This is a genomic window from Gordonia sihwensis, assembly GCF_029632925.1.
GTDB classification, from domain to species: Bacteria; Actinomycetota; Actinomycetes; order Mycobacteriales; family Mycobacteriaceae; genus Gordonia; species Gordonia sihwensis.
Genome location: NZ_CP121248.1, coordinates 3,334,333 through 3,357,020, shown reverse-complemented (window position 1 = coordinate 3,357,020; position 22,688 = coordinate 3,334,333). Strand labels below are relative to the sequence as shown.

The 22,688-nt window shown below is 68.0% G+C and carries 22 protein-coding genes; 13 read left to right on the top strand and 9 right to left on the bottom strand.

Annotated elements, in window-relative coordinates:
• Nucleotides 1–735 carry an LppP/LprE family lipoprotein gene (locus P5P27_RS16060; protein ID WP_278124970.1) on the top strand — a complete coding sequence of 245 codons (735 nt, stop codon included), beginning with the start codon at nucleotides 1–3 and terminating at the stop codon, nucleotides 733–735.
• A 25-nt stretch (nucleotides 736–760) separates the two neighbouring features.
• Here the strand turns inward: P5P27_RS16060 and P5P27_RS16055 are convergent, their stop codons facing one another.
• The 4 genes from P5P27_RS16055 to P5P27_RS16040 all read right to left on the bottom strand — a co-directional run bounded on the left by P5P27_RS16055 (nucleotide 761) and on the right by P5P27_RS16040 (nucleotide 2,709).
• Complete coding sequence (locus P5P27_RS16055; protein WP_006897316.1) at nucleotides 761–1,720, bottom strand: alpha/beta hydrolase; 960 nt, start codon at nucleotides 1,718–1,720, stop codon at nucleotides 761–763.
• A gap of 91 nt (nucleotides 1,721–1,811) precedes the next feature.
• Nucleotides 1,812–1,949 (bottom strand): hypothetical protein, encoded by a 138-nt coding sequence (locus P5P27_RS16050; RefSeq protein ID WP_006897315.1) that lies wholly within the window; start codon nucleotides 1,947–1,949, stop codon nucleotides 1,812–1,814.
• 47 nt (nucleotides 1,950–1,996) lie between these two features.
• Nucleotides 1,997–2,401, bottom strand: coding sequence for a DUF302 domain-containing protein (locus P5P27_RS16045; protein WP_006897314.1), 405 nt, complete (start codon nucleotides 2,399–2,401; stop codon nucleotides 1,997–1,999).
• Between the two features lie 47 nt (nucleotides 2,402–2,448).
• A complete protein-coding gene (locus tag P5P27_RS16040) occupies nucleotides 2,449–2,709 on the bottom strand; it encodes a metal-sensitive transcriptional regulator (protein ID WP_006897313.1) in 261 nt (86 codons plus the stop codon).
• Nucleotides 2,710–2,819: 110 nt separating this feature from the next.
• Between P5P27_RS16040 and purB the strand changes: the two genes are divergently transcribed.
• Genes purB through P5P27_RS16025 form a run of 3 tightly spaced genes read left to right on the top strand, consistent with a single transcriptional unit; the run spans nucleotide 2,820 to nucleotide 7,290 of the window.
• Nucleotides 2,820–4,247: an adenylosuccinate lyase gene (gene purB / locus P5P27_RS16035; RefSeq protein ID WP_006897312.1), complete on the top strand. Its 1,428-nt coding sequence runs from the start codon at nucleotides 2,820–2,822 to the stop codon at nucleotides 4,245–4,247.
• Between the two features lie 9 nt (nucleotides 4,248–4,256).
• Entirely contained in the window at nucleotides 4,257–5,153 is an 897-nt protein-coding gene (locus tag P5P27_RS16030; protein WP_222110996.1) for a phosphoribosylaminoimidazolesuccinocarboxamide synthase, read from the top strand.
• Entirely contained in the window at nucleotides 5,146–7,290 is a 2,145-nt protein-coding gene (locus P5P27_RS16025; RefSeq protein WP_278124962.1) for a S9 family peptidase, read from the top strand. The genes P5P27_RS16030 and P5P27_RS16025 overlap by 8 nt, the downstream gene beginning before the upstream one ends.
• 76 nt (nucleotides 7,291–7,366) lie before the next feature.
• On the opposite strand, the gene P5P27_RS16020 is transcribed toward P5P27_RS16025, so the two are convergent.
• Nucleotides 7,367–8,923 carry a DHA2 family efflux MFS transporter permease subunit gene (locus tag P5P27_RS16020; RefSeq protein ID WP_006897309.1) on the bottom strand — a complete coding sequence of 519 codons (1,557 nt, stop codon included), beginning with the start codon at nucleotides 8,921–8,923 and terminating at the stop codon, nucleotides 7,367–7,369.
• Between the two features lie 12 nt (nucleotides 8,924–8,935).
• Nucleotides 8,936–9,415, bottom strand: a complete 480-nt coding sequence (locus tag P5P27_RS16015; RefSeq protein ID WP_222110994.1) for a MarR family winged helix-turn-helix transcriptional regulator — start codon at nucleotides 9,413–9,415, stop codon at nucleotides 8,936–8,938.
• Nucleotides 9,416–9,496: 81 nt separating this feature from the next.
• Here P5P27_RS16015 and P5P27_RS16010 point away from each other — a divergent pair, with 81 nt between their 5' ends.
• The 4 genes from P5P27_RS16010 (at nucleotide 9,497) to P5P27_RS15995 (ending at nucleotide 12,306) form a co-directional block, all read left to right on the top strand.
• Nucleotides 9,497–9,997: a glutathione peroxidase gene (locus tag P5P27_RS16010; RefSeq protein WP_062366016.1), complete on the top strand. Its 501-nt coding sequence runs from the start codon at nucleotides 9,497–9,499 to the stop codon at nucleotides 9,995–9,997.
• An 80-nt stretch (nucleotides 9,998–10,077) separates the two neighbouring features.
• On the top strand, nucleotides 10,078–10,317 hold the full coding sequence (gene purS, locus P5P27_RS16005; protein ID WP_006897306.1) for a phosphoribosylformylglycinamidine synthase subunit PurS: 240 nt from the start codon (nucleotides 10,078–10,080) through the stop codon (nucleotides 10,315–10,317).
• A gap of 7 nt (nucleotides 10,318–10,324) precedes the next feature.
• Nucleotides 10,325–11,005: a phosphoribosylformylglycinamidine synthase subunit PurQ gene (gene purQ, locus P5P27_RS16000; protein ID WP_006897305.1), complete on the top strand. Its 681-nt coding sequence runs from the start codon at nucleotides 10,325–10,327 to the stop codon at nucleotides 11,003–11,005.
• Entirely contained in the window at nucleotides 11,005–12,306 is a 1,302-nt protein-coding gene (locus tag P5P27_RS15995) for a M18 family aminopeptidase (protein ID WP_278124957.1), read from the top strand. The genes purQ and P5P27_RS15995 overlap by 1 nt, the downstream gene beginning before the upstream one ends.
• 11 nt (nucleotides 12,307–12,317) lie before the next feature.
• Here the strand turns inward: P5P27_RS15995 and P5P27_RS15990 are convergent, their stop codons facing one another.
• Entirely contained in the window at nucleotides 12,318–13,175 is an 858-nt protein-coding gene (locus tag P5P27_RS15990; RefSeq protein ID WP_278124956.1) for an SDR family oxidoreductase, read from the bottom strand.
• 131 nt (nucleotides 13,176–13,306) lie between these two features.
• On the opposite strand from P5P27_RS15990, the gene P5P27_RS15985 reads away from it, so the two are divergent.
• Nucleotides 13,307–13,702, top strand: coding sequence for a winged helix-turn-helix transcriptional regulator (locus P5P27_RS15985; RefSeq protein WP_278124955.1), 396 nt, complete (start codon nucleotides 13,307–13,309; stop codon nucleotides 13,700–13,702).
• Between the two features lie 12 nt (nucleotides 13,703–13,714).
• Here the strand turns inward: P5P27_RS15985 and P5P27_RS15980 are convergent, their stop codons facing one another.
• The gene (locus P5P27_RS15980) at nucleotides 13,715–15,025 is read right to left on the bottom strand and encodes an outer membrane protein assembly factor BamB family protein (protein ID WP_278124952.1); all 1,311 of its coding nucleotides are present in this window, start codon (nucleotides 15,023–15,025) and stop codon (nucleotides 13,715–13,717) included.
• 254 nt (nucleotides 15,026–15,279) lie between these two features.
• Here P5P27_RS15980 and P5P27_RS15975 point away from each other — a divergent pair, with 254 nt between their 5' ends.
• The 3 genes from P5P27_RS15975 (at nucleotide 15,280) to P5P27_RS15965 (ending at nucleotide 19,806) form a co-directional block, all read left to right on the top strand.
• The gene (locus tag P5P27_RS15975; protein ID WP_006897300.1) at nucleotides 15,280–17,820 is read left to right on the top strand and encodes an ATP-dependent Clp protease ATP-binding subunit; all 2,541 of its coding nucleotides are present in this window, start codon (nucleotides 15,280–15,282) and stop codon (nucleotides 17,818–17,820) included.
• 260 nt (nucleotides 17,821–18,080) lie between these two features.
• Entirely contained in the window at nucleotides 18,081–18,797 is a 717-nt protein-coding gene (locus tag P5P27_RS15970) for a hypothetical protein (RefSeq protein ID WP_278124951.1), read from the top strand.
• A gap of 106 nt (nucleotides 18,798–18,903) precedes the next feature.
• Complete coding sequence (locus P5P27_RS15965) at nucleotides 18,904–19,806, top strand: SGNH/GDSL hydrolase family protein (protein WP_278124949.1); 903 nt, start codon at nucleotides 18,904–18,906, stop codon at nucleotides 19,804–19,806.
• 140 nt (nucleotides 19,807–19,946) lie between these two features.
• Here the strand turns inward: P5P27_RS15965 and P5P27_RS15960 are convergent, their stop codons facing one another.
• Nucleotides 19,947–21,404, bottom strand: a complete 1,458-nt coding sequence (locus P5P27_RS15960; RefSeq protein ID WP_082781236.1) for an acyltransferase — start codon at nucleotides 21,402–21,404, stop codon at nucleotides 19,947–19,949.
• Nucleotides 21,405–21,649: 245 nt separating this feature from the next.
• Between P5P27_RS15960 and P5P27_RS15955 the strand changes: the two genes are divergently transcribed.
• A complete protein-coding gene (locus P5P27_RS15955) occupies nucleotides 21,650–22,681 on the top strand; it encodes an alpha/beta hydrolase (protein WP_411815636.1) in 1,032 nt (343 codons plus the stop codon).
• Nucleotides 22,682–22,688 lie beyond the last annotated feature (7 nt).

Genomic DNA, 22,688 nt, shown 5'->3' with positions numbered 1-22,688 from the left:
ATGAGGATCAGTCAATCGGTGCGAGGGGTGACCGCGGTGGCGGCGCTCGGCCTGGCATTGACCGCATGCACCACCGCCGGCACGGCGACCGACGCGGCACGCTCTGCGACCACCGCGGAGTCGACGGTGCCGAGCCAGTCGCGACACGGTTCCGCCCCGAAGCCGGATGCACAGCAGCCGACCGCACAGCAGCAGGAGACGGTCGACGAACCCGGCGTGCAGCCGCCGGCGGGGTCCGACCGGGACGTCCGGAGCACGCCCGTCGCCCAGACCACATCGGTCGCCGATACCGATTCCGATACCGACGCCGGCCGGCCGGGCAGTGGTCACGGGCTGTGCTTCGACCTGAACTCGGCGCTCGCCCGGGATGCGATCGCGACGCTGGGACCGGACTCGAACGGCGGATCGTGGGTGCCGCGGGGTGCCAGCGAGCACCCGCTGGCGCACGGCTGCGGACTGGACTGGATGCTCGTGGACGGCAGCGGATTCAACGACGCCACCTACACCTCGAGGGTTCTGCTGTTCGCCGGCGGCCAGTATCTGGGGACCGTGGAGCCGCACGAGTACTCGTACACCTCGGTCGCCGGCGACACCCTGAACTCGGTCACCGTCCGGTACCGGTGGCTGCGCGACGACGATCCGTTCTGCTGCCCGCAGGGCGGTCCGACCGATGTGACCGCGACACTGTCCGGCGGGGCAGTGGTTCGAAGCGGCCAGTTCCCGCCCTCGGTCTGACGCCGGGGCCGCTCGTCGATCTCGATCAGCGCGCGAGATTGCGGCCGAGGAACTCCACCTGATCGGGCAGCACCGACCGCCAGAACCGGTTGGTGTGTCCGCCGGGCGTGGTGGAGAAGGCGGCGGGAGGATGCAGGTCTGCGGCCCATTGCCGGGTGTAGGTGTAGAACTGGTCGGCCATGCCGATCGAGATCATCAGCGGGATCTTGCTGAACGCGTGTTGCTGCCCGAACAACGAATTGGCCTGGTAGTCGGCGTAGGAATCGAACGCCCGGGGCGGGAAGTTCGCGGGGTCGGCCCACATCGCCGGGGAACTCACGGCGATCGCCGCGACCCGCGGTGCGCCGATGAGAGCGCCGAGTCGGAGCGCGCCGTATCCGCCCATCGACCAGCCGTAGAGACCGATGCGGTCGGTCCGGAGGTTCAGCCGCTGGTCGCCGTCCAGCATCGGAATGAACTCGTCGACGATCATCGCGGCGCCGTCGGTGCCGTCGGTGCGAGCGTGGAAATAGTTGCGTGCCACGTCGACGCTCGCCACCGCGAACGGCGGGTTCCCCGCGTCCACGTACTGCTGAACCACGCCCTGGATGTTGAGCGCCTTGCTGAAGATGCTGCGCTCGTCGGTGTTCAGCGCGTGGGCCACTACGACCACCGGGAGTTCGCCGGTCACACCGTTGGGGCGGCTCACCGCCCACCGGGTGTCGCGGCCGGCCATCTTCGTCGAGACGAAGCTGCCGGTCAGTACGGGCGGATCGTTCGGGATCTCCGGGGGATCGGTCTGCACTGGAAGTCGGTCGTCGCCGCCGACGTTCGCGGCATCGCGAGGGACCAGCGGATCGGAAGTGCTGCAGGCCGCGACCCCGCCGAGCGCGGCCAGCCCGGCGACCCCGGTCAGCAGCGAACGCCGGGACAGCGCACGCCGCGACGTCGCCGAATCGTCGGCGACAGTCGCGGCGGATTGGCGGGAGGGATCGCGCAAGACCATGTCGGGAAGCGAGTCTACCGCGTGGGGCGACTCGGTTCCGACGACGAACGAGCGGTCCCTCCCAGCCCTCGGCGCTCGGACGCGGGCCGGCTCAGTGAGCGGCCGACCGCGGATCGGGGCAGGTGCAGCGGCGGTCGGCGGGGACCGGGCCCATCACGTCGGCGACGTGTTCACCACAGCCGTCCCAAGTGATCTTTCCGCACTTACCGCAGGTGACGGGGAAACACATGTCGAGTCCTTTCAGGGGGTGTCTGCTGATCGTTGACTACTGCTCGTTCAGGCGCCGGCCGACAGCGATTCGACGGCGGCGGTGAGCCTGGCGGTCGCCTCGTCCGCAACGTCGGCGAGGCCGGGGTTGTCGACCACGGTCACCATCAGTTGCGGGTTCATCGCCTCGACGATGCTGCGTCCCGGATCGTCGGTGTCGGCGCGGACGACGACGTTACAGGGCAGGAGGAGCCCGATCTGCCGCTCGGCGGTCACCGCTCGGTGGGCGAGGGGAGGGTTGCACGCGCCGAGGATCACGTAATCCTCCATCTCCGCGCCGATCTTCGTCTTGAGGGTGGCCGCCATGTCGATCTCGGTGAGGACGCCGAAGCCCTGGGCGGACAACGCTTCGCGCGTTCGGGCGACGGCCTCGTCGAGCGGGGCGTCGACGGTGGTGGAGATGGCGAGTTTCATGTCTTCCTCCGGGGTTCGGTCGGTGCGGTCGGGGCAGGGCGGGTAGTTCAGGCGAGGGTGAGGAAGAGCTTCTCGAGGGTCTCCATGTCGGGAGCGTCGTCGTTCTGGTCGCTCAGGCACTCGCGCAGGTTGGTGGCGATGATCTTGAAACCGGCGCGGTCGAGGGCGCGGGAAACCGCTGCGAGTTGCGTGACGATGTCCTTGCAGTCGCGCCCGTCCTCGATCATCGCGATCACGCCGCCCAACTGTCCCTGCGCGCGGCGCAGCCGGTTCAGTACGGCCGTGGTCGACTCGTCGTCACTGCGCATGCTGTTCTCCTGGAGTCCGGTTGAGTACCGTCTCCAGCATACCCCGAGGGGTATCTGTCGTGCACTGTCGTTTTCCGGGGGCGCCCGTCCGGGCACTACACTGCGTAGACGTGGGTAAACCTGCCATCAGCAATGTCCTGGCCAACCGTTACGCGTCTGCGGACCTCGCCGAGATCTGGTCGCCGCGCAACAAAATCGTTCTCGAGCGCCGCCTCTGGATCGCCGTGATGAAGGCGCAGCGCGACCTCGGGATCGACGTCCCCGCCGAGGCGATCGCCGACTACGAACGAGTGGTCGGCGACGTCGACCTCGATTCGATCGCCGACCGCGAGCGGGTGACCCGCCATGACGTGAAGGCGCGGATCGAGGAGTTCAACGCGCTCGCCGGTCACGAGCAGATCCACAAGGGCATGACCAGCCGCGACCTCACCGAGAACGTGGAGCAGCTGCAGGTGCTCGTCTCGCTGCGCCACGTCCGCGACCACGCCGTCGCCACCCTCGCGCGCATCACCGAGCGGGCCGCGCAGTACTCGTCGATCGTGATGGCCGGCCGCAGCCACAACGTCGCCGCGCAGGCCACCACCCTCGGCAAGCGGTTCGCCAGTGCCGCGGACGAGCTGATGACCGCGCTGACCCGCCTGGACGAGCTGATCGCGCGGTACCCGCTGCGCGGAATCAAGGGCCCGATGGGTACCAGCCAGGACATGCTCGATCTGCTCGACGGCGACGCCGCCAAGCTCGCCCGGCTCGAAGGGGAGGTGGCCCGGCATCTCGGCTTCGCGAACGCCTTCACCTCGGTGGGCCAGGTGTACCCGCGTTCGCTCGACTACGACGTCGTCTCCGCGCTCGTGCAACTGGCGGCCGGGCCGTCGTCGCTGGCCACCACCATCCGCTTGATGGCCGGCCACGAACTGGTCACCGAGGGCTTCCAGCCCGGCCAGGTGGGCAGTTCGGCGATGCCGCACAAGATGAACACCCGCAGCTGCGAGCGCGTCAACGGTCTCACGGTGATCCTCCGCGGCTACGCGTCCATGACCGGCGAACTCGCGGGCAACCAGTGGAATGAGGGCGACGTCTTCTGCTCGGTGGTCCGCCGCGTGGCGCTGCCGGACGCCTTCTTCGCGATCGACGGGCTGATGGAGACCTTCCTGACGGTCCTCGCGGAGTTCGGCGCGTACCCCGAGGTGATCGCCAACGAATTGGACCGGTACCTGCCGTTCCTCGCGACCACCAAGGTGCTGATGGCGTCGGTGCGCGCGGGCGTCGGCCGCGAGACGGCGCACGAGGCGATCAAGGAGAACGCCGTCGCCGTGGCACTCGCCATGCGCGAGGAGGGCCGCGAACCGGATCTCCTCGACCGGCTGGCCGCCGACGACCGGATCCCCCTCGACCGCGCGGCACTCGACGAGCTCATCGCCGACAAGTCCGCCTTCGTCGGTGCCGCGGAGGCACAGGTCGCCCAGGTGATCGCGAATGCCGCGGCCTGGATCGACGCGAACCCCGCCGCCGCGGCGTACACGCCCGCCCCGATTCTCTAGGAGCCCCGCATGCGTCCCACCCTCGCCGACTACCGGCACATCGCGTCGGGCAAGGTCCGTGACATCTACCAGATCGACGACGCCACGTTGCTGTTGGTCACCTCCGATCGCATCTCGGCGTACGACTTCATCCTCGACACCCCGATCCCGGACAAGGGCCGGATTCTCACGGCGGCCAGCTTCTTCTGGTTCGAGCACCTCGGGGTGCCGAACCATCTCGACGGCGGACCCGCCGACGAGCGCATCCCGGCCGAACTCGTCGGCCGGTCGATGGTCGTCAAGAAGCTGCCGATGGTGCAGGTGGAATGCGTCGCTCGCGGCTATCTGACCGGTTCGGGCCTGGCCGACTATCAGGCCACCGGCGCCGTCTGCGGCGTGCGGCTGCCCGCCGGGCTCGGCGAGGCCGACAAGCTCCCGGAACCGATCTTCACCCCGGCCACCAAGGCGGCCGTGGGTGACCACGACGAGAACGTCAGCTTCGACCAGGTGGCCGAGACGGTCGGCGCCGACCTGGCGGAACGGCTGCGCGACGCGACGCTCGACATCTACGGCCGCGGATCCCAGCTGGCCGCTGAGCGCGGAATCATCCTCGCGGACACCAAGTTCGAGTTCGGACAAGCGGCCGACGGTTCACTGATCCTCGCCGACGAAGTGCTGACCCCCGATTCCTCCCGCTACTGGGACGCCGCGACCTACGAGCCGGGCAGAGTGCAGCCGAGCTTCGACAAACAGATCGTCCGCAACTGGCTCACCGGACCGGATTCGGGTTGGGACCGCACGGGCGAACAGCGGCCGCCGGCCCTGCCCGCCGACGTCGTCGAGCGGACTCGGGCGCGGTACATCGAGGCGTACGAACGGATCTCGCAGCAGAGTTTCGCCGATTGGCCGGACGCCCAGCATGGCTGATCGGGTGGCCCCGCCGGTCGCGAAGAAGGTTCCGACGCCGCGCGTCCACCACGGTGACGTCGTCGTCGACGATTACGAGTGGATGCGCGACAAGGAGGACCCGGAGGTCATCGCCTACCTGGAAGCCCAGAACGCGTTCGTCGAGCAGGAGACCGCGCACCTGGCGCAGCTCAGGCGCGACATCTTCGGCGAGATCAAGTCGCGCGTCCAGGAGACCGACATGAGCGTGCCGACGCGCAGCGGACGCTTCTGGTACTTCACCCGGACCACCGAAGGACAGCAGTACGCCGTCAGCTGCCGCTGCCCGATCGCCTCGCCCGACGACTGGACGCCGCCCGAGGTGACTCCGGGCGTCGCGCTGCCCGGCGAGGAGATCGTCTTCGACGCCAACGCCGAGGCGAGAGGTCACGACTTCTTCAGCCTGGGCGCCACGTCCGTGAGCCACGAAGGCGACTGGCTCGCCTACAGCACCGACGTCAAGGGCGACGAACGCTACACCCTCCGCATCAGGAATCTGGTGACCGGGGAACTCCTCCCGGACACGATCGCCGGCATCGCGGCCGGCGCCACCTGGTCGCGCGATGCGAGGTACGTCTTCTACTCCACGGTCGACGACGCCTGGCGTCCCGACACCGTCTGGCGCCACGAGGTGGGATCGGCGGAGCCGGACGTGCAGGTGTTCCACGAACCCGATGAGCGCTACTGGGTGGGCATCGGCACCACGCAGAGCGAGGACTACCTCGTGCTGAGCGTGGGCTCCAAGGTGACGTCCGAGGCGCTGGTCCTGAGTGCGGACGATCCGACGGGCGAGTTCGTGTCCGTGGCGGGGCGTACCGACGGAGTCGACTACTCGGTCGAGCACGCGCGGATCGCGGGCCAGGACTGGTTCGTCATCGTCCACAACGGCGAGCGCGACGGCGTCAAGGCGATCGACTTCGCGGTCGACCTCGTTCCCGTGGGAGACTTCGGCGCGCGCCGGGAATTGATCCCGCACCGTCCCGGCCGCCGTATAGAGGACGTCGACTGCTTCCGCGACTACCTCGTGCTGTCGTACCGGGCGGACGCGCTGCCGCGACTGGCCATCGCCGACCTGCGGCGGGTGGACGGCATCCCGGCGCCCGACGACTTCGTCGAGGTGACCTTCCCCCAGGAACTGCGTTCGGCAGGGCTCGGCGCCAACGCCGAGTGGGACACCCCCCGGTTGCGGATCGTGTACACCAGCTACGTGGATCCGGCCGAGGTGTTCGACCTCGACGTCGCCACCGGTGAACGGACACTGCTGCGGAGGCAGCCGGTGCTCGGCGGGTACGACCCCGACGACTACACCGCGGTCCGGGAGTGGGCGGTGGCAGGCGACGGCACCCGGGTGCCGGTCTCGCTGGTGTTCCGCCGCGACCTCGACCGCTCCGCGCCCGCGCCGATGCTGCTGTACGGCTACGGCTCCTACGAGACCTGCCTGGACCCCGGTTTCTCGGTGGCACGGCTGTCGATGCTCGACCGTGGAATGGTCATGGCCTTCGCGCACGTGCGGGGAGGCGGCGAAATGGGACGGCTCTGGTACGAGAACGGCAAGACGCTCTCCAAGAAGAACACCTTCACCGACTTCATCGACGTCGCCCGGCACCTCATCGACACGGGCTGGACCTCGCCGGACCACCTGGTGGCAGAGGGCGGCAGTGCCGGCGGTCTGCTCGTCGGTGCCGTGGTGAACCTGGCTCCCGAACTGTTCAACGGAGTACTCGCCGCGGTGCCCTTCGTGGACGCTCTCACCTCGATCCTCGATCCGTCGCTCCCGCTGACGGTGATCGAGTGGGACGAGTGGGGCGATCCGCTCCACGATCCCGAGGTGTACGCGTACATGAAGTCGTACTCGCCGTACGAGAACGTCGCGCCGCGGCCGTATCCGGCGATCCTCGCCGAGAACTCTCTGCACGACACCCGCGTCCTCTTCGTCGAGGCCGCGAAGTGGGTGGCGCGATTGCAGGAGTGCACCACGTCGGAGAACCCGGTGCTGCTCAAGACCGAGATGACCGCCGGCCACGGCGGCGTCTCCGGCCGGTACAAGCAGTGGGAGGAGACCGCCTTCGAACTGGCCTGGATCCTCCAGCAGTCGGGGGCGCCGGCCGGTCGAGGCTGACAATCGGCCGGCAGGGTCCGCAGACGAGTGACGCCCCCGTCTCCCGGGGGCGTCACTGTCGGTCGGCTGATCGCGATCAGTGGAGCGCGACCGGCACCGGCTGCTCCTCGGTGTCGGCGGCGACCATCTTCTTGCGGGGCAGGAAGAAGGCGGGGATCAGAGTCAGGGCCACCAGCGCCGTCGCCACGATGAACGTGTTGCCGTACGTGGACGCGATGTCGGAGATCACGTTCTGGCCTGCCGCGCCGACCGCGGCGGGATCCCGCACATCGACGCCGTTCTCGATCATCGCGTTCATCGTCTTGGTCTGGTCGCCTCCGGCCTGCATGATCGCCCGCGACAGCGGGGCGAGCATGGTGGTGAAGATGACCGTGATGACGGCGGTGCCGATGGACGACGAGGTCTGCTGAATCGCGTTCATCAGAGTGGAGCCGTCGGCGATCTCCGAACCCCGCAGGGTGGCCAGCGACGCCGACATGATCGGCATCATCGTCATGCCCATGCCGAGGCCCTGGACGAACAGCGCGAGGCACAGGAACCAGTACGAGGTGTCGGTGCCCAGCGTGATGAACGCTGCCACGCCGACGGCGATGAGGACCAGGCCCGCGAGGACGAACTTGCCGGGACCGATCTTGTCGGTCATCTTGCCCGCGATCGGCATCGTCAGCATCGCGCCCAGGCCCTGCGGCGCCAGGAGCAGGCCCGCCATCAGCGTCGACTCTCCTCGCACCACGATGAAGTACTGCGGGTACAGCAGCGACGCGCCGAAGAAGGCGATCGCGAACAGCGACATCGTGATCACCGATACGCGCAGGGTGGAGTTGCGGAACAGGCGCAGGTCCAGCAGCGGGTTGGTGGTGCGGAAGGCGTGCCAGACGAAGGCGATGATCAGAATCGCGCCGACGATCATCGGGCCGTACACGCGCGGCGTGCCGAAGGTCCGCTCCTCGGCGCTCGAGGAGACGCCGAACAGGAACAACGCCAGACCGGGCGAGAGCATGAGGAGGCCGGGGAAGTCGATCTTCTTGCCGGGCTCGGCGCCGCCGCCGGGCAGCGCGAAGAAGGCGTACACGAGGGCGATGACACCGATCGGGACGTTGATCAGGAACACCCAGTGCCACGAGGCGATCTCGATCAGCCATCCGCCGAGGATCGGGCCCATGATGGGGCCGAGCAGCATCGGGATGCCGAGAACTGCCATCACCGAGCCGACGCGCTCGGGTCCGGCCGCGCGGGTCATGATCATCATGCCGATCGGCATGAGCAGACCGCCGCCGAAGCCCTGGAGCACGCGGAACGCGACGAGCGAGCCGATGTTCCAGGCCATCGCGCACAGGACCGAGCCGATCAGGAACAGGATGAGCGAGGCCATGTATACGCGTTTGGTGCCGAAACGCGATGCGGCCCAGCTGGCGGTCGGGATCACCGCGGCCAGCGCCAGGGTGTAACCGGTCATCGACCACGCGGCACCGGCCGAGGTGGTGTCGAACTCGGACATGAAGGTGGGCTGAGCGACGGCGACGACGGTCACGTCGAGGATCGACATGATCGCGCCGAGCACCACCACGCCGGCGACGATGAAGACGTCACGTCCCAGCTTGTCGCTCGCGGTCCCCGGTGGGGATGAGGTCATGAGGTTCTCTTTCTAGGTTCGTGAAGAGTCGGCGAAGGATGGGGTGGGAGGAAGCGCCTCCAGTGCGCTCGACAGCGCCGAGGCGAGGTCGCCGCGGACGTCGCCGGGAATCTCGGCGACGAGGTCGGCGAGGTCGTCGTCCCGCATCCGGAACTGAGTCGCGATCATCTCGCGCCCGTGATCGGAGAGGGACAGGCGCTTCACCCGGCGATCGCACTCGTCCTCCCTGCGGGTGACGAGATCGAGCACCACCAGCCGGTCGGCCCCGCGGCCGGCCGCGGCGAGCGACAGGCCGACGGCGTCGGCGAGTTCGTTCACCGACAGGTCGTGATCGCAGCGGGACAGGACCATCAGCATCCGGAGCTGCGAGAGGGTCATGTCGGTGGCCGCCACGCGGTCGACGGTGTTGCAGGAGGCGCGTGCCGCGACCCGCTCGAGAAATGCCACAAGAGCTCGGGTGCAGGCCTCGACGGAAGTATCGGATTCGGACACCTCGAAGAACTTACGCTGGCGCAACTATTGCTGCAACGCAATGAGTGGTGAGTTGCCTCACCGGTGTTTAGGCTGTGGGACATGGGTCACTCCAATATCAAAGACATCCCCGTCCGTGCCCTCGACGGCAGCGATTTCAGCCTCGCCGGCCTGCCCGGCCCGCTGCTCGTGGTGAACGTCGCCTCCAAGTGCGGTCTCACTCCGCAGTACACGGCGCTCGAACAGTTGCAGAAGGACTACGGTCCCCGCGGGCTCACCGTGGTCGGCGTCCCGTGCAATCAGTTCATGGGTCAGGAGCCCGGCAGTGCCGACGAGATCGCGACCTTCTGTTCCACCACGTACGGCGTCACTTTCCCGCTGCTGGAGAAGACCGACGTGAACGGCGCCGATCGGCATCCGCTGTACGCCGCGCTGACCCAGACACCCGACGCGGACGGCGAATCCGGCGACATCCAATGGAACTTCGAGAAGTTCCTCGTCGACGCCGACGGCACGGTGCTGCGCCGCTTCCGTCCGCGCACCGAACCGGACTCCCCGGAAGTGATCGGGGCCATCGAGGCGGCGCTCAGCGACGCCTCTTGAGCCAGGTAGAGTAGGCGCGTAACCGTTCTGCCCGCGTGGGTGGGACATTCGAGACCATCGGTGTGAGGAGCAGTGCCCGAATGGCGCGTGTAGTGGTCGATGTGATGCCCAAGGCCGAGATCCTGGACCCGCAGGGCCAGGCCATCGTCGGAGCGCTGGGGCGCCTCGGATTCGCGGGCGTGGCAGACGTCCGCCAGGGCAAGAGGTTCGAGCTGGAGGTGGACGGCACCGTCGACGACGCCGCCCTCGAGCGGATCGCCGAAGAGCTCCTGACCAACACGGTCATCGAGAACTTCAACGTCACCCGCGTCGCGGAGTAGCGGCCACATGACTGCTCGCATCGGAGTCATCACCTTCCCCGGCACCCTCGACGACGTCGATGCCGCTCGCGCGGTCGACGCGGCCGGCGGCGAGGCCGTGAGCCTGTGGCACGGCGACGCCGACCTCAAGGGGGTCGACGCCGTCGTCGTTCCCGGCGGCTTCTCGTACGGCGACTACCTGCGCTGCGGGGCCATCGCCAAGTTCGCCCCGGTGATGGGCGAAGTGGTGGAGGCCGCTCAGCGCGGCATGCCGGTCCTGGGGATCTGCAACGGTTTCCAGATCCTCTGCGAGGCCGGGCTCCTGCCGGGAGCGCTCACCCGCAACGAGGGACTGCACTTCATCTGCCGGGACCAGTGGCTCCGTGTGGAGTCGAACACCACGGCGTGGACCTCGCGCTACGAGGTCGGCGCTGAGATCCTCATTCCGCTGAAGTCGGGCGAGGGACGCTACGTCGCCTCCCAGCGCCAACTCGAAGAACTCAAGGGCGAGGGCCGGATCGCGTTCACGTATGCCGGCGACAACCCGAACGGTTCGAGCCTGGACATCGCGGGCATCGCGAGCGCCGACGGTCGCGTGGTGGGTCTCATGCCGCACCCGGAGCACGCCATCGAGGCGCTCACCGGCCCCAGCGACGACGGTCTCGGTCTCTTCTACTCGGCACTGGACGCGGTGCTCGCGGCCGTCTGATGACGGTCGACACGACTGCGACGGCGGCGGGGCTCGGTGACTTCATCGACGCCTCGCCGTCGCCTTTTCACGTCTGCGCGACCGTCGCCGCGACCCTGGACGCCGCCGGGTATCAGCGGCTGTCGGAGACCGATTCCTGGGCCGGACCGGACGGAGCCGCGTCGAATCCCGCCTCGGGCAGGCACTACGTGGTCCGCGGCGGCTCGATCATCGCCTGGGATGCCTCGGCCGCCGCTGACGACCCGCGCTTCCGGATCGTGGGCGGCCACACCGACAGCCCCAACCTGCGCGTCAAGCAGAATCCCGATCGCGTCAGCGCGGGTCTGGCGACCGTCGCGCTGGAACCGTACGGCGGCGCCTGGCTGAACTCGTGGCTCGACCGCGACCTCGGTCTGTCGGGCCGGCTGGCCTACGACGCCGGCGGAACGGTGGCCTTCGAGCTGGTCCGGATCGACGAGCCCATCCTGCGCATCCCTCAGTTGGCGATCCATCTGTCGGAGGACCGCAAGGGCGTGAGCCTGGACCCGCAGCGGCATGTCGACGCGATCCGCGGCGTCGGAGAGGCGCAGCCACTGCTGGCCTTCGTCGCGGACCGTGCCGGGCTCGACGCCGACGCGGTGCTCGGCTGGGAGTTGATGACGCACGACGTCGCGCCGTCGCGGATCGTCGGTGCGGCGGGGGATCTCCTGAGCGCGCCGCGACTGGACAATCAGGGCACCTGCTACGCCGGACTGCGCGCACTGCTCGACGCGGGATCGGGCGAGCGGTCGGGTGCGATCTCGATGCTGGCGCTGTTCGACCACGAAGAGGTCGGCTCGGGGTCGGAGCGCGGGGCGTCGTCGGACTTCCTCGTGACGGTGTGCGAACGGATCGTCGCCGCGTCCGGAGGTGATCGCGACGACTTCCTCCGCACGATGGCCGCCAGCGTCTGCGTGTCGGGCGACATGGCGCACGCGACGCATCCCAATTACCCCGATCGCCACGAACCGTCGCACCGCATCGCGGTCAACGGCGGTCCGGTGCTCAAGGTGAATCAGAATCTGCGGTACGCCTCCGACGCCATCGGCGAGGCCGAGTTCGCGCTGGCGTGCCGAGACGCCGGCGTGCCGCTGCAGCGATACATCCATCGCGCGGACCTCCCGTGCGGTTCGACGATCGGGCCGGTCACCGCCACGCGTACGGGGCTGCTGACCGTCGACGTCGGCGCACCTCAGCTCGCGATGCACAGCTGCCGCGAGTTGATGGGAGCCGACGACGTTCCGATGTATTCGGCGGCGTTGGCGGCCTTCCTGCGTCGGTAGCCGCCCGGGGCTCAGTTCAGTGCGGCCTCGATGACCTCGGTGAACGGTGTGCCGGGTCGGCCTCGGAGGTCGGCCAGATCCGTCGAATCGGAGTCGAGGGCGCCCTTGCCCGCCCCGGTGTCGGAATCGGCGAGGACGGCGGCGAATCCGGCCGGAACGCCGGCCGATTCCAGCGCCGCGGCGTATTCGGCCTCCGGGAGATCCCGGTAGGTCACCGGGCGACCGGAGACCGCCGCGAACGTCGCCGCGATGTCGGCATACGTGAGGTGCTCGCCGCCGGCGAGTTCGTACACCGCGCCCGCCGGAGCGTTGATCAGCGCCGCGGCAGCGGCGTCGGCGTAGTCGGCACGCGCCGCGGGTGCGACCACACCGTCTCCGGCGCTGCCCGCGAAGACTCCCGACTCGACGGCGGGCGCCAGCGAGCGCGCATAGTTCTCCGAGTACCAGCCGTTGCGCAGCAGCACCGTGTCGATACCGCTCGCCGCGAGGAGCTTCTCGGTCTCGCGGTGTTCGTCGGCCAGGACGAGTGGTGACGAATCGGCGCGCAGGATGCTCGTGTAAGCGATCAGGCCGACCCCGGCGTGCGTGGCCGCCTCGATCACGTTGGTGTGTTGCGGCAGGCGTCGACCCACCTCCGAACCGGACACCAGCAGCAGCTTGTCGACGCCCGCCAGCGCGGTGCGCAGGGCCGGCGGATCGGCGTAGTCGGCGACGCGCACGGTGACGCCCGCAGCCGCCAGGCCGCTCGCCTTCGTCTCGTCGCGGACCACGGCGACGATGTCGGAGGCCGTGACGCCTCGCTCGATCAAGGAGTGGACGGCGGCGGAGCCGAGTCCGCCGGTCGCGCCGGTCACTGCGTACCTGGTCATGGGGAGTCCTCTCGTGGTCGGCGTAATGATGACGCCGATGAATTTGCGCTGTCAATTCATCATGCACTTACGAAAAGTAATGTGCAACGGTGATGGTAAGCACATAGCGTCCAGGAGGGTAGAATGGCCGCATGAACGACGCGCAGCCCACGGAGAACATCGTCGACCCGTCTCTCGAGGCCGACGTCTTCTCGCGGAACTGCTCCTCGCGCGAGATCCTCCAGAACGTCACCAGCAGGTGGGGCCTGCTCGCACTGGTGGCGCTGCTCGACGGCGAACTCCGATTCAACGCGCTCCGCAGGCGGGTGGACGGCGTCAGCGAACGAATGCTGTCGGTGACCCTGCAATCGCTCGAGCGAGACGGCTACGTGCGGCGGGAGATGCTGCAAGCCATTCCGCCGCGGGTGGAGTACTCGCTCACCGAGGCGGGCACGCAGGTGGCGCAGCGGCTCTCCGGGTTGATCGAACTCGTGGAGGCGCAGGTGGACGAGGTCGCCGAGGCGCGTGCCGCCTACGACGGGCGCTGAATCCGCGTCTACTCAGTTCGGTCGCAAGGCGGTGAGTGTCGCGCCCTCGCTCAGCACGATGTAGCCGTCGACGTCACGGGCCGATCCCAGCACAGTCCGGTTCCAGAGCTGCGCGCCCGAGTCGATGTCGTAGGCCGTCAACTGGTTGGGGTTCGCGAACACGGCCACATCGTCGGAGGCGCCCACGCAGGAGGAGGCGTCGATGGCGGCGTCGGGATCATCGAGCGCCGGAGGAGGCATCGAGCCGCGCCGCGCACCGTCGGCGAGGTCGAAGAACACGCGTGAGCGATCCTTGCGCGCCACTGACAGCACTCGGCCGCACGGCCGGGCGTTCGCCTTCGACAGTTCGGGATCTCCGATCTGCCAGAGCCCGTCGCCGGTCGCCGGATCGACGATCTCGTAGTGCCCGGCGGCGTCGAGAGACGACCCCTCGCCGGCGGGGGCGATCACCGGGAGCGTCGACGGTCCGCGGAGCACACGCATGCGCCGCGCCGTTCCGACGGCCTCGTCGCTGACGCCGGCCTCGGTGAAGGGATGGAACGAGACCGACTCGGCGCCGTACGCCGTGTCGGTGACCGCGATGCCGGATTCGAAGACGTCCACCGTGCACTGGGTGCAGGAGATCCGGTCGGTACCGTCGGCGGGGTCGATGACGTGATGAGCGTCGTCGGAGGTGTCGACGATGAGAGCGCCGTGCGCCTTGCGGACCTCGGCGGCGCCGGCGAAGGTGCGGCTCCACGCGGTTGCGCCGTCCGGTGATCGCAGACTGACCTGGTAGCCGCTCTGATTGACGTGCACGAAGTCGGGACCCAGGCCGAGAACCGCGGCGGTGTCGTCGCCGTCGGCGGTGCGGGTGAGGGATCCGTCGTGTTGATCGACGAGGTAGAATCCGTTCTCCGGCCCGTCGATGCGCAGCCGAACGGCGCAGCCGATCTGACGGCGGTCGTTGATCGAGCAGTCGCCGAAACCCGCGTCGACCGGGGAGTCCCACTGCGGCTCGCCCGACCGTGCGTCGATGAGCATGAACTCGTGCTTGATGCCGACCGGGTACGAGATCAGCCAGCGGTGGCCGTCGGTGGCCGCGACCGTCGCCGGCCCACTCATTCCCGGCAACGTGCCGTCGTCGAGCGTCCACGCCGCGTCGGGTTCGGCGGAGTACGAGCGCAGCACGCCTTCGATCGAGGCGTCCGGTGCGGATTCCGGGGCACCGGAGAGGACTACCCCGGCGGTGACGACCAGCGCCGCGGCGCTGAGGGCTGCGACCGCCGCCATGCCTCCGGGCAGGTGTGGCAGGCGGCCCGCGAACGAGGAGCGCGAGGACATGCAAGACAGTCAATCACGGGCTCCGGCCGGGTGGTCGGAGCACCGTTCGCTCAGGGCGTATCGGGCCGGGAACATCCCCCTTGAGCGTTGCGTTGTCAACCACAGAACCCCGTCGCAGTACACAGCCGAGGACTGAGGACAGATGTAACTGCCTCGTCGCCTCCCGGGACCACTACAGTGGAGGCAGGGCTGGTCGCCGGAGTACGTCACACTTTCGTGACAGCGGCCGGGGCGCAAGCAATAGAGGGAGAACAATGTTCGAACGGTTCACCGACCGCGCACGCCGGGTTGTCGTCCTGGCGCAGGAAGAAGCGCGGATGCTCAACCACAACTACATCGGTACCGAGCACATCCTCCTGGGACTCATCCACGAGGGTGAAGGCGTCGCGGCGAAGGCGCTCGAGTCGCTCGGCATCTCGTTGGAGGCGGTTCGCAGCCAGGTCGAGGAGATCATCGGCCAGGGCCAGCAGGCGCCGTCGGGTCACATCCCGTTCACTCCGCGCGCCAAGAAGGTGCTGGAGCTGAGTCTGCGCGAGGCCTTGCAGCTCGGTCACAACTACATCGGCACCGAGCACATCCTGCTCGGTCTCATCCGCGAGGGCGAAGGCGTCGCCGCGCAGGTGCTGGTGAAACTGGGCGCCGACCTGAACAAGGTCCGCCAGCAGGTGATCCAGCTCCTCTCGGGCTACCAGGGCAAGGAGCCGGCCGAGGCGGGTACCGGCGCGCGGTCGTCGGAGTCGGGCACACCGTCGACCTCGCTGGTCCTCGATCAGTTCGGCCGCAATCTCACGACCGCCGCGAGCGAGGGCAAGCTCGATCCGGTGATCGGCCGTGAGAAGGAGATCGAGCGGGTCATGCAGGTCCTCTCGCGCCGCACCAAGAACAACCCGGTGCTCATCGGTGAGCCCGGCGTCGGCAAGACCGCCGTGGTCGAGGGGCTGGCGCAGGCGATCGTCAACGGCAACGTCCCGGAGACGCTCAAGGACAAGCAGCTCTACACGCTCGATCTCGGGTCGCTGGTCGCGGGCAGCCGCTACCGCGGCGATTTCGAGGAGCGCTTGAAGAAGGTGCTGAAGGAGATCAACACCCGCGGCGACATCATCCTGTTCATCGACGAGCTGCATCAGCTCGTCGGCGCGGGCGCAGCCGAGGGCGCGATCGACGCCGCCAGCATCCTGAAGCCGAAGCTGGCGCGCGGCGAACTGCAGACCATCGGTGCCACCACTCTGGACGAGTACCGCAAGTACATCGAGAAGGACGCCGCGCTGGAGCGCCGCTTCCAGCCGGTGCAGGTCGGCGAGCCGTCGGTGGAGCACACCATCGAGATCCTCAAGGGTCTGCGCGACCGCTACGAGCAGCACCACAAGGTGTCGATCACCGACGGTGCCCTCGCGGCTGCGGCCACCCTCGCCGATCGGTACATCAACGACCGCTTCCTGCCGGACAAGGCCATCGACCTCATCGACGAGGCCGGCGCGCGGATGCGCATCCGCCGGATGACCGCTCCGCCGGACCTGCGCGAGTTCGACGACCGCATCGCCGAAGCGCGCAAGGAGAAGGAATCGGCGATCGACGCCCAGGACTTCGAGAAGGCGGCGAGCCTCCGCGACAAGGAGAAGCAACTGGTCGCCGAGCGCGCCGAGCGCGAGAAGCAGTGGCGGGCGGGCGACCTCGACGTGGTCGCCGAGGTCAACGACGAGGAGATCGCCGAGGTCCTCGGCAACTGGACCGGTATCCCGGTGTTCAAGCTCACCGAGGAGGAGACCACCCGTCTGCTCCGCATGGAGGACGAGCTGCACAAGCGGATCATCGGCCAGGAGGACGCCGTGGCGGCGGTCTCGCGTGCGATCCGCCGTACTCGTGCCGGACTCAAGGATCCGAAGCGTCCGTCGGGCTCGTTCATCTTCGCCGGACCGTCGGGTGTCGGTAAGACCGAGCTGTCGAAGGCGCTCGCGAACTTCCTGTTCGGTGAGGACGACGCACTCATCCAGATCGACATGGGTGAGTTCCACGACCGCTTCACCGCGTCGCGACTGTTCGGAGCCCCTCCCGGCTACGTCGGTTACGACGAGGGCGGCCAGCTCACCGAGAAGGTGCGCCGCAAGCCGTTCTCGGTGGTCCTGTTCGACGAGATCGAGAAGGCCCACCCGGAGATCTACAACACGCTGTTGCAGGTGCTGGAGGACGGTCGCCTGACCGACGGTCAGGGCCGGACCGTGGACTTCAAGAACACGGTGCTGATCTTCACGTCCAACCTGGGCACGTCCGACATCTCCAAGGCTGTCGGCATGGGCTTCAGCAAGGACGACGGCCGCGGTTCCAACTACGACCGGATGAAGCAGAAGGTCAACGACGAGCTCAAGAAGCACTTCCGGCCCGAGTTCCTCAACCGCATCGACGACATCATCGTCTTCCACCAGCTGACGCAGGACGAGATCATCAAGATGGTCGACCTGATGATCGGCCGCGTGGAGGCGCAGTTGAAGAACAAGGACATGGATCTGGAGCTGACGGAGAAGGCCAAGAACCTCCTGGCCAAGCGCGGATTCGACCCGGTGCTGGGTGCGCGGCCGCTGCGCCGCACCATTCAGCGCGAGATCGAGGACCAGCTGTCGGAGAAGATCCTCTTCGAGGAGATCAAGGCCGGCCAGATCGTCGTCATCGACGTCGAGGGCTGGGACGGAGAGGGAACGGGCGAGGACGCCACGTTCACCTTCACCGGATCCGACCGCCCGCGGGCGATCCCGGATGCCCCGGCGGAACTGACCGAGGCAGCCGACGGCGAGGCGGGCTGACAACCGTCTGATACAGAATTTCGGCTCCCGCACGGGTCTCACAGACCGGTGCGGGAGCCGAAATTTTTGCGTCCGCGGCCGGGGAGCTCATGACTTTCGGACAGCAGCCGTTCCAACCTCCGCAGCCGCCGCCCGCGCAACCCGGAACACCGGTCGCCGCTGTCGGGGCTCTCGTTCTCATTGTCTGCAGCTTCTTGGCGTGGGTCTCGGGGTCCGCTAAGAGCGAGCAGAGCCTCGGTACGGCGAGGATCGCCGTGGGAATGGACTTCACGGTGACCGGCATGGGCTCGGGTGACGCGTCGTTGTACGTCATCGAAGCGCCCGACATCGCCCGCGCCGCGATGGAGAACCAGATCTCGGCGCAAGAGGACTCGTTCTCCTCCGATGCCGATGAGAAGGCGAAGAAGCCGGGTATCTGGATGATCGTCTTCGGAGTCATCGTCGCGGTGGGCGCGGTGCTGCTGCTGATCGGGCGCTACTCCGGCATCGGCGCGCTGGTGGCCGCGGTGGGCGGTCTCGCGGCCACGATCGCGGGCATCGTGTTCGTCGCCGACCCGACGGGCGCGGTCGGGATGAAGACGAGCAGCGAGATGCCGCCCGGCGCCGAACTCGGCGCTGCGTACGGGTTGTGGCTCGTGCTCGCGGGCGCATTGGTGACGTTGGCGGCGGGGGCCGCTGCGGTGCTGCTCACGATCCGTCCGGGCCTGTTCGGCGGTAAGCCCGCCGCAGGCGCTGCCGGTCCGGCACAGTCTTTCGGTCAGCCCCAGTACGGTCAGCCCCAGCAGCCCGGACCCCAGCAGCCGGGACCGGGGCCCTACGGGCAGCCGCAGCAGGGCTACGGACAGGCTCCGGGTGGATTCCCGCCGCCGCAGCCCGGCCCGTACCCGCCGGTGCAGCCGCCGCAGCCGGGCGCGTATCCGCAGCAGCCGCCGCAGACACCGCCGCACGGACAGGGTGGCGTTCCGCCGCGGCAGTAGAGCCCGGACGTCTGATGACGAACCGGGGGTGGGATTGCTTACACGGAACGGCGACAACCGGATCCGATTAGGGAATTCCACAGCTGAATATGTGAAACTCTCCTCCATGCGCTCTTCGGTCAATCGTCCCGCGGCGGTCGCCGCTGTGGTCGTCGCGGTCGTGGTGACCGCGGTGGTCGGATTCGCCCTGTCGAACTCCCGGGGAGCGGCCGGCCCGAGCTCGGCATCGGTGGTCGGAACGGCAGGTCGTACCGCGCCGCCGGTCAACTACGTCGCGATGGGCAGTTCCTTCGCGGCGGGCCCGGGTGAGGGTCCGGTGGTCGATCGGCGTTGCCTCCGTACCGGCGACAACTATCCGCACCAGGTGGCCGCGCGGCTCGGTATGCGCCTGATCGACGTGACGTGCTCGGGTTCCACCGCGGCGGAACTGGTCACCGGACCGGTGCGTAAGCACGGCAAGATCCGTCCGCAGGTGGAGGCCGTCGATCACAACACCCGCTTGGTCACCATCACGACGGGCGGCAACGACATCGACTTCGTCGGCCGCATCATCGCTCAGGCCTGCAATAACATGCGTGCGCTCGGACTGGCTCACTGCGGGTCGGGCCGGATGCCTCCGCCGCCGCCCGGCCCGGCCGACTTCGGCCGTCTCGAGCAGTCGCTGGTGAACGCGGTGGAAGCGGTGCGGGCGCGCTCTCCGCTGGCTCGCGTGGTGCTCGTCGACTACACGCCGGTGGTGGCGATCGATGCACCGCCCTGCCGGCTGTTGCCGCTGCTGCCGTGGGAGGTGGAGCAGGACGCCCAGATCGCCGCTGAGATGTCCGCGGTGAATCAGCGGGTCGCCGACCGTACCGGCGCCCAGCACGTCACGACCGCCTCGCTCGCGCCCCTGCATTCGGCCTGCGCGGCCGAACCGTGGATCCGCGGCTACGGCAACAAGATGGTGTTTCATCCGAATGCCGCGGGAAAGACCGGCATCGCCGATCTCGTGGCCGCGGCCGTGCGTTGACTCGTGATGACCACGATGTGGGCGCACCCAGCGTGAACGCCCGGGGGAAGCGGGAACTGCCCGTTCAGTGAAGAACGTTCAGCGAAGAAGGACCCCGGCTCGCCGAGCCGGGGTCCTTCTCGATGCAGTGGATCAGGCCGTCAGGGACGCGCGGGCTTCGCGTCGTGCGCCGCGTTGCTCTGCTTGACGCCCACGACGATCGCGGAGAGCAGCAGCAGCGCGCTGGTCGCCGTGATCAGGACGCCGAGTTCGGTGTTCACCGACTCGTACACGCCGAACCCGATCGCTCCGCCCACCACTGCGACGAACGACGACCGGCCCCAGCGCTGGATGCGCCAGTCGATCCGTTCGCGTCCGGTGGTGATGAGGCTGATCGGACTGCGGCGGAGTACCTCGACGAGGTAGACGGTGCCGAGAACGGTGACGAGGTAGGTCAGCAGGAGATTGATCCACAGCGGGGCGTCGAGGTGCTCGCGTGAGCTGACCAGGACGGTCGAGAGCACGATGACGTGCGCCAGATAGATGCCGAACGACCGGTCCGCCGCGGTTCGCATGAACCTGTCGGCGATCGAGCCCGAGCTCCGCCTGTCCTGCCAGATGGTTCCGCAGACGTACAGGATCACGATGATCGCGACGAAGGCGAACGCGTTGTGCACCATGAAGACGTTGGTGGCGCGGAACATCTCTTCGCCCTGGTCGACGTTGTAGACGAAGTACACCAGGGTCACGATGATCGTCACGAGGGCGACGAGCACCAACGGCCGGCGGAAGCGCCTCATGAAGCCGCTGAAGGCCTCGTAGTGATACGCGGCCAGGCAGCCCGCGAGGATGAAGAACTGATACGGGAACAGCGTGACGCCGAGGTAGCGCCAGATCAGGCCGGGCACACCGCTCTCGAAGAAGGAGAGCGGTGGACGCACCATGTGGAACAGCAGCCAGATGTGGAACGTCAGGCTGGCCGCGAGCAGGTACCGGTGGTATCCCCAGGTCCGCTTCAGAACCCACAGGACCGCCGGGAACACCAGATAGATCTGCATGCTCACGGACAGGAAGTACAGGTGGTAGGCGGCGTTGCCGGTGATCAGGTCGTACGCGAGACTCTTGAGTGCGAGGCGCTCGGAGGCGCCGTCGGTGAAGATGCCGCGGATCGCGTCCCAGCCGCCCTGCTGGTAGTGGCGATTGGTCCAGTAGAACAGCGACCACACCACGAAGGGCAGGCCGATCAGCTTGTAGCGTCTGCGCCAGAAGGTCGGTGCGTGCAGTTCGCGGTTGCGGTACTGGTAGGTGAGGACGAAGCCGGTGAGCGCGAAGAAGCAGTAGCGCGTGTACCGCAGGAGCAGACCCAGACCCTGGGCCGCCATCGCCGTCGCGGGGGCGAGCCCCAGGATGACGTGGTCGAGGATGACGCCGCCGAAGGTGAAGAGACGGACGAAGTCGATCTGGTAGAGATGCCCGTCTTTCTTCTTCTTGACGGGGGCCGGCACCTCAGCGGTGTCCGCGGGCTGCGGTGTCTGCGTGTCCGTCGGCGCCGAAGGCTCCTCGATTGCGTCGGGCCGACGCTCGGGCGCGTCGTCGATCTTCGGTTGGGCGTTTACCACCTGGCTACCCTGTCTTGTCGTTCATTCACCTGGCTCTGGTGCTGCTGCTGTGGCGAGGGTACTAGCCCAGGCTGGGTAAACACACATCAGCAACGGCGTCGATGTCCGTTCGGTCACGTTCGCCGGGCCCGTCCCTGGGGATTTGCAACGTTCTGATTCCGAAACGTCCGCTCAGGGTTTCGGTATGTCGGCCATGACGGGATACTCTGTGACAGAAGTGATTGGTGGGGCAAAAGGGGTTTGCAGTGCGACGATTCAGTTCACGAGCCGCGGTGGTCGCGGGAGTCTGCGCGCTCTTCTTGACGGGCGCCGGGGTGGCCTCGGCCGATCCGGCGACGTCCGCACCGAAGGAACCCGCCACGGCTCAGCTTCCCGCGCGTGTCGTGTCGCTGACGAACGTGGCACCCCAGGAGTCACTCCTGGAGGTGTACTCCGCCGCGATGGGGCGGACTATCTCGCTCAACGTGCTCCGGCCCGAGGACGATGCCCCGGCGCCGGTCCTGTATCTGCTCAACGGTGCGGGAGGCGGCGAGGACAGCGCCACCTGGCGCGCCAAGACCGACTACAAGAAGTTCTTCGCCGATAAGCGGGTCAATGTCGTGACGCCGGTGGGCGGGGCCTTCTCGTACTACACGGACTGGCAGCGCGACGATCCCGTGCTGGGCCGGAACAAGTGGCAGACCTTCCTCACGGAGGAACTGCCGCCGCTGGTCGACAAGGCCTTGAACACCAGCGGTGCGAACGCGATCGCGGGCATCTCCATGTCGGGGACCTCGGTGTTCAACCTCGCGATCGCGGCGCCCAAGCTGTACCGGTCGGTGGCTGCGTACAGCGGATGCGCACGGACCAGCGATCCGCTGGGCCAGGCGTACATCCGCACCGTCATCGGCGACCGCGGCCGCGGTGACATCACCAACATGTGGGGACCGCTCGACGGGCCGGGATGGCGGGCCAACGACCCCTACCTGCACGCGGCGGCACTGCGCGGTGTGAAGGTCTACATGACCTCCGGCAGCGGACTGCCGGGCCGGTACGACACCCTGGATGCGAGACTGATCAAGGGGGACCCGGCGGTTCTGGTGGATCAAGTGGTGATGGGCGGCGTCATCGAGGCCGCGGTCCGCAGCTGCACCGTGCAGATGGAGCAGGCGCTCAAGACGGCCGGCGTCGACACCGAGGTGATCTCGCGGCCGCTGGGCACCCACTCCTGGGAGTACTGGCAGCAGGATCTGCACACCACGTGGCCGATGATCGCCAAGGATCTGGGAACGGCCTGATCGGCAC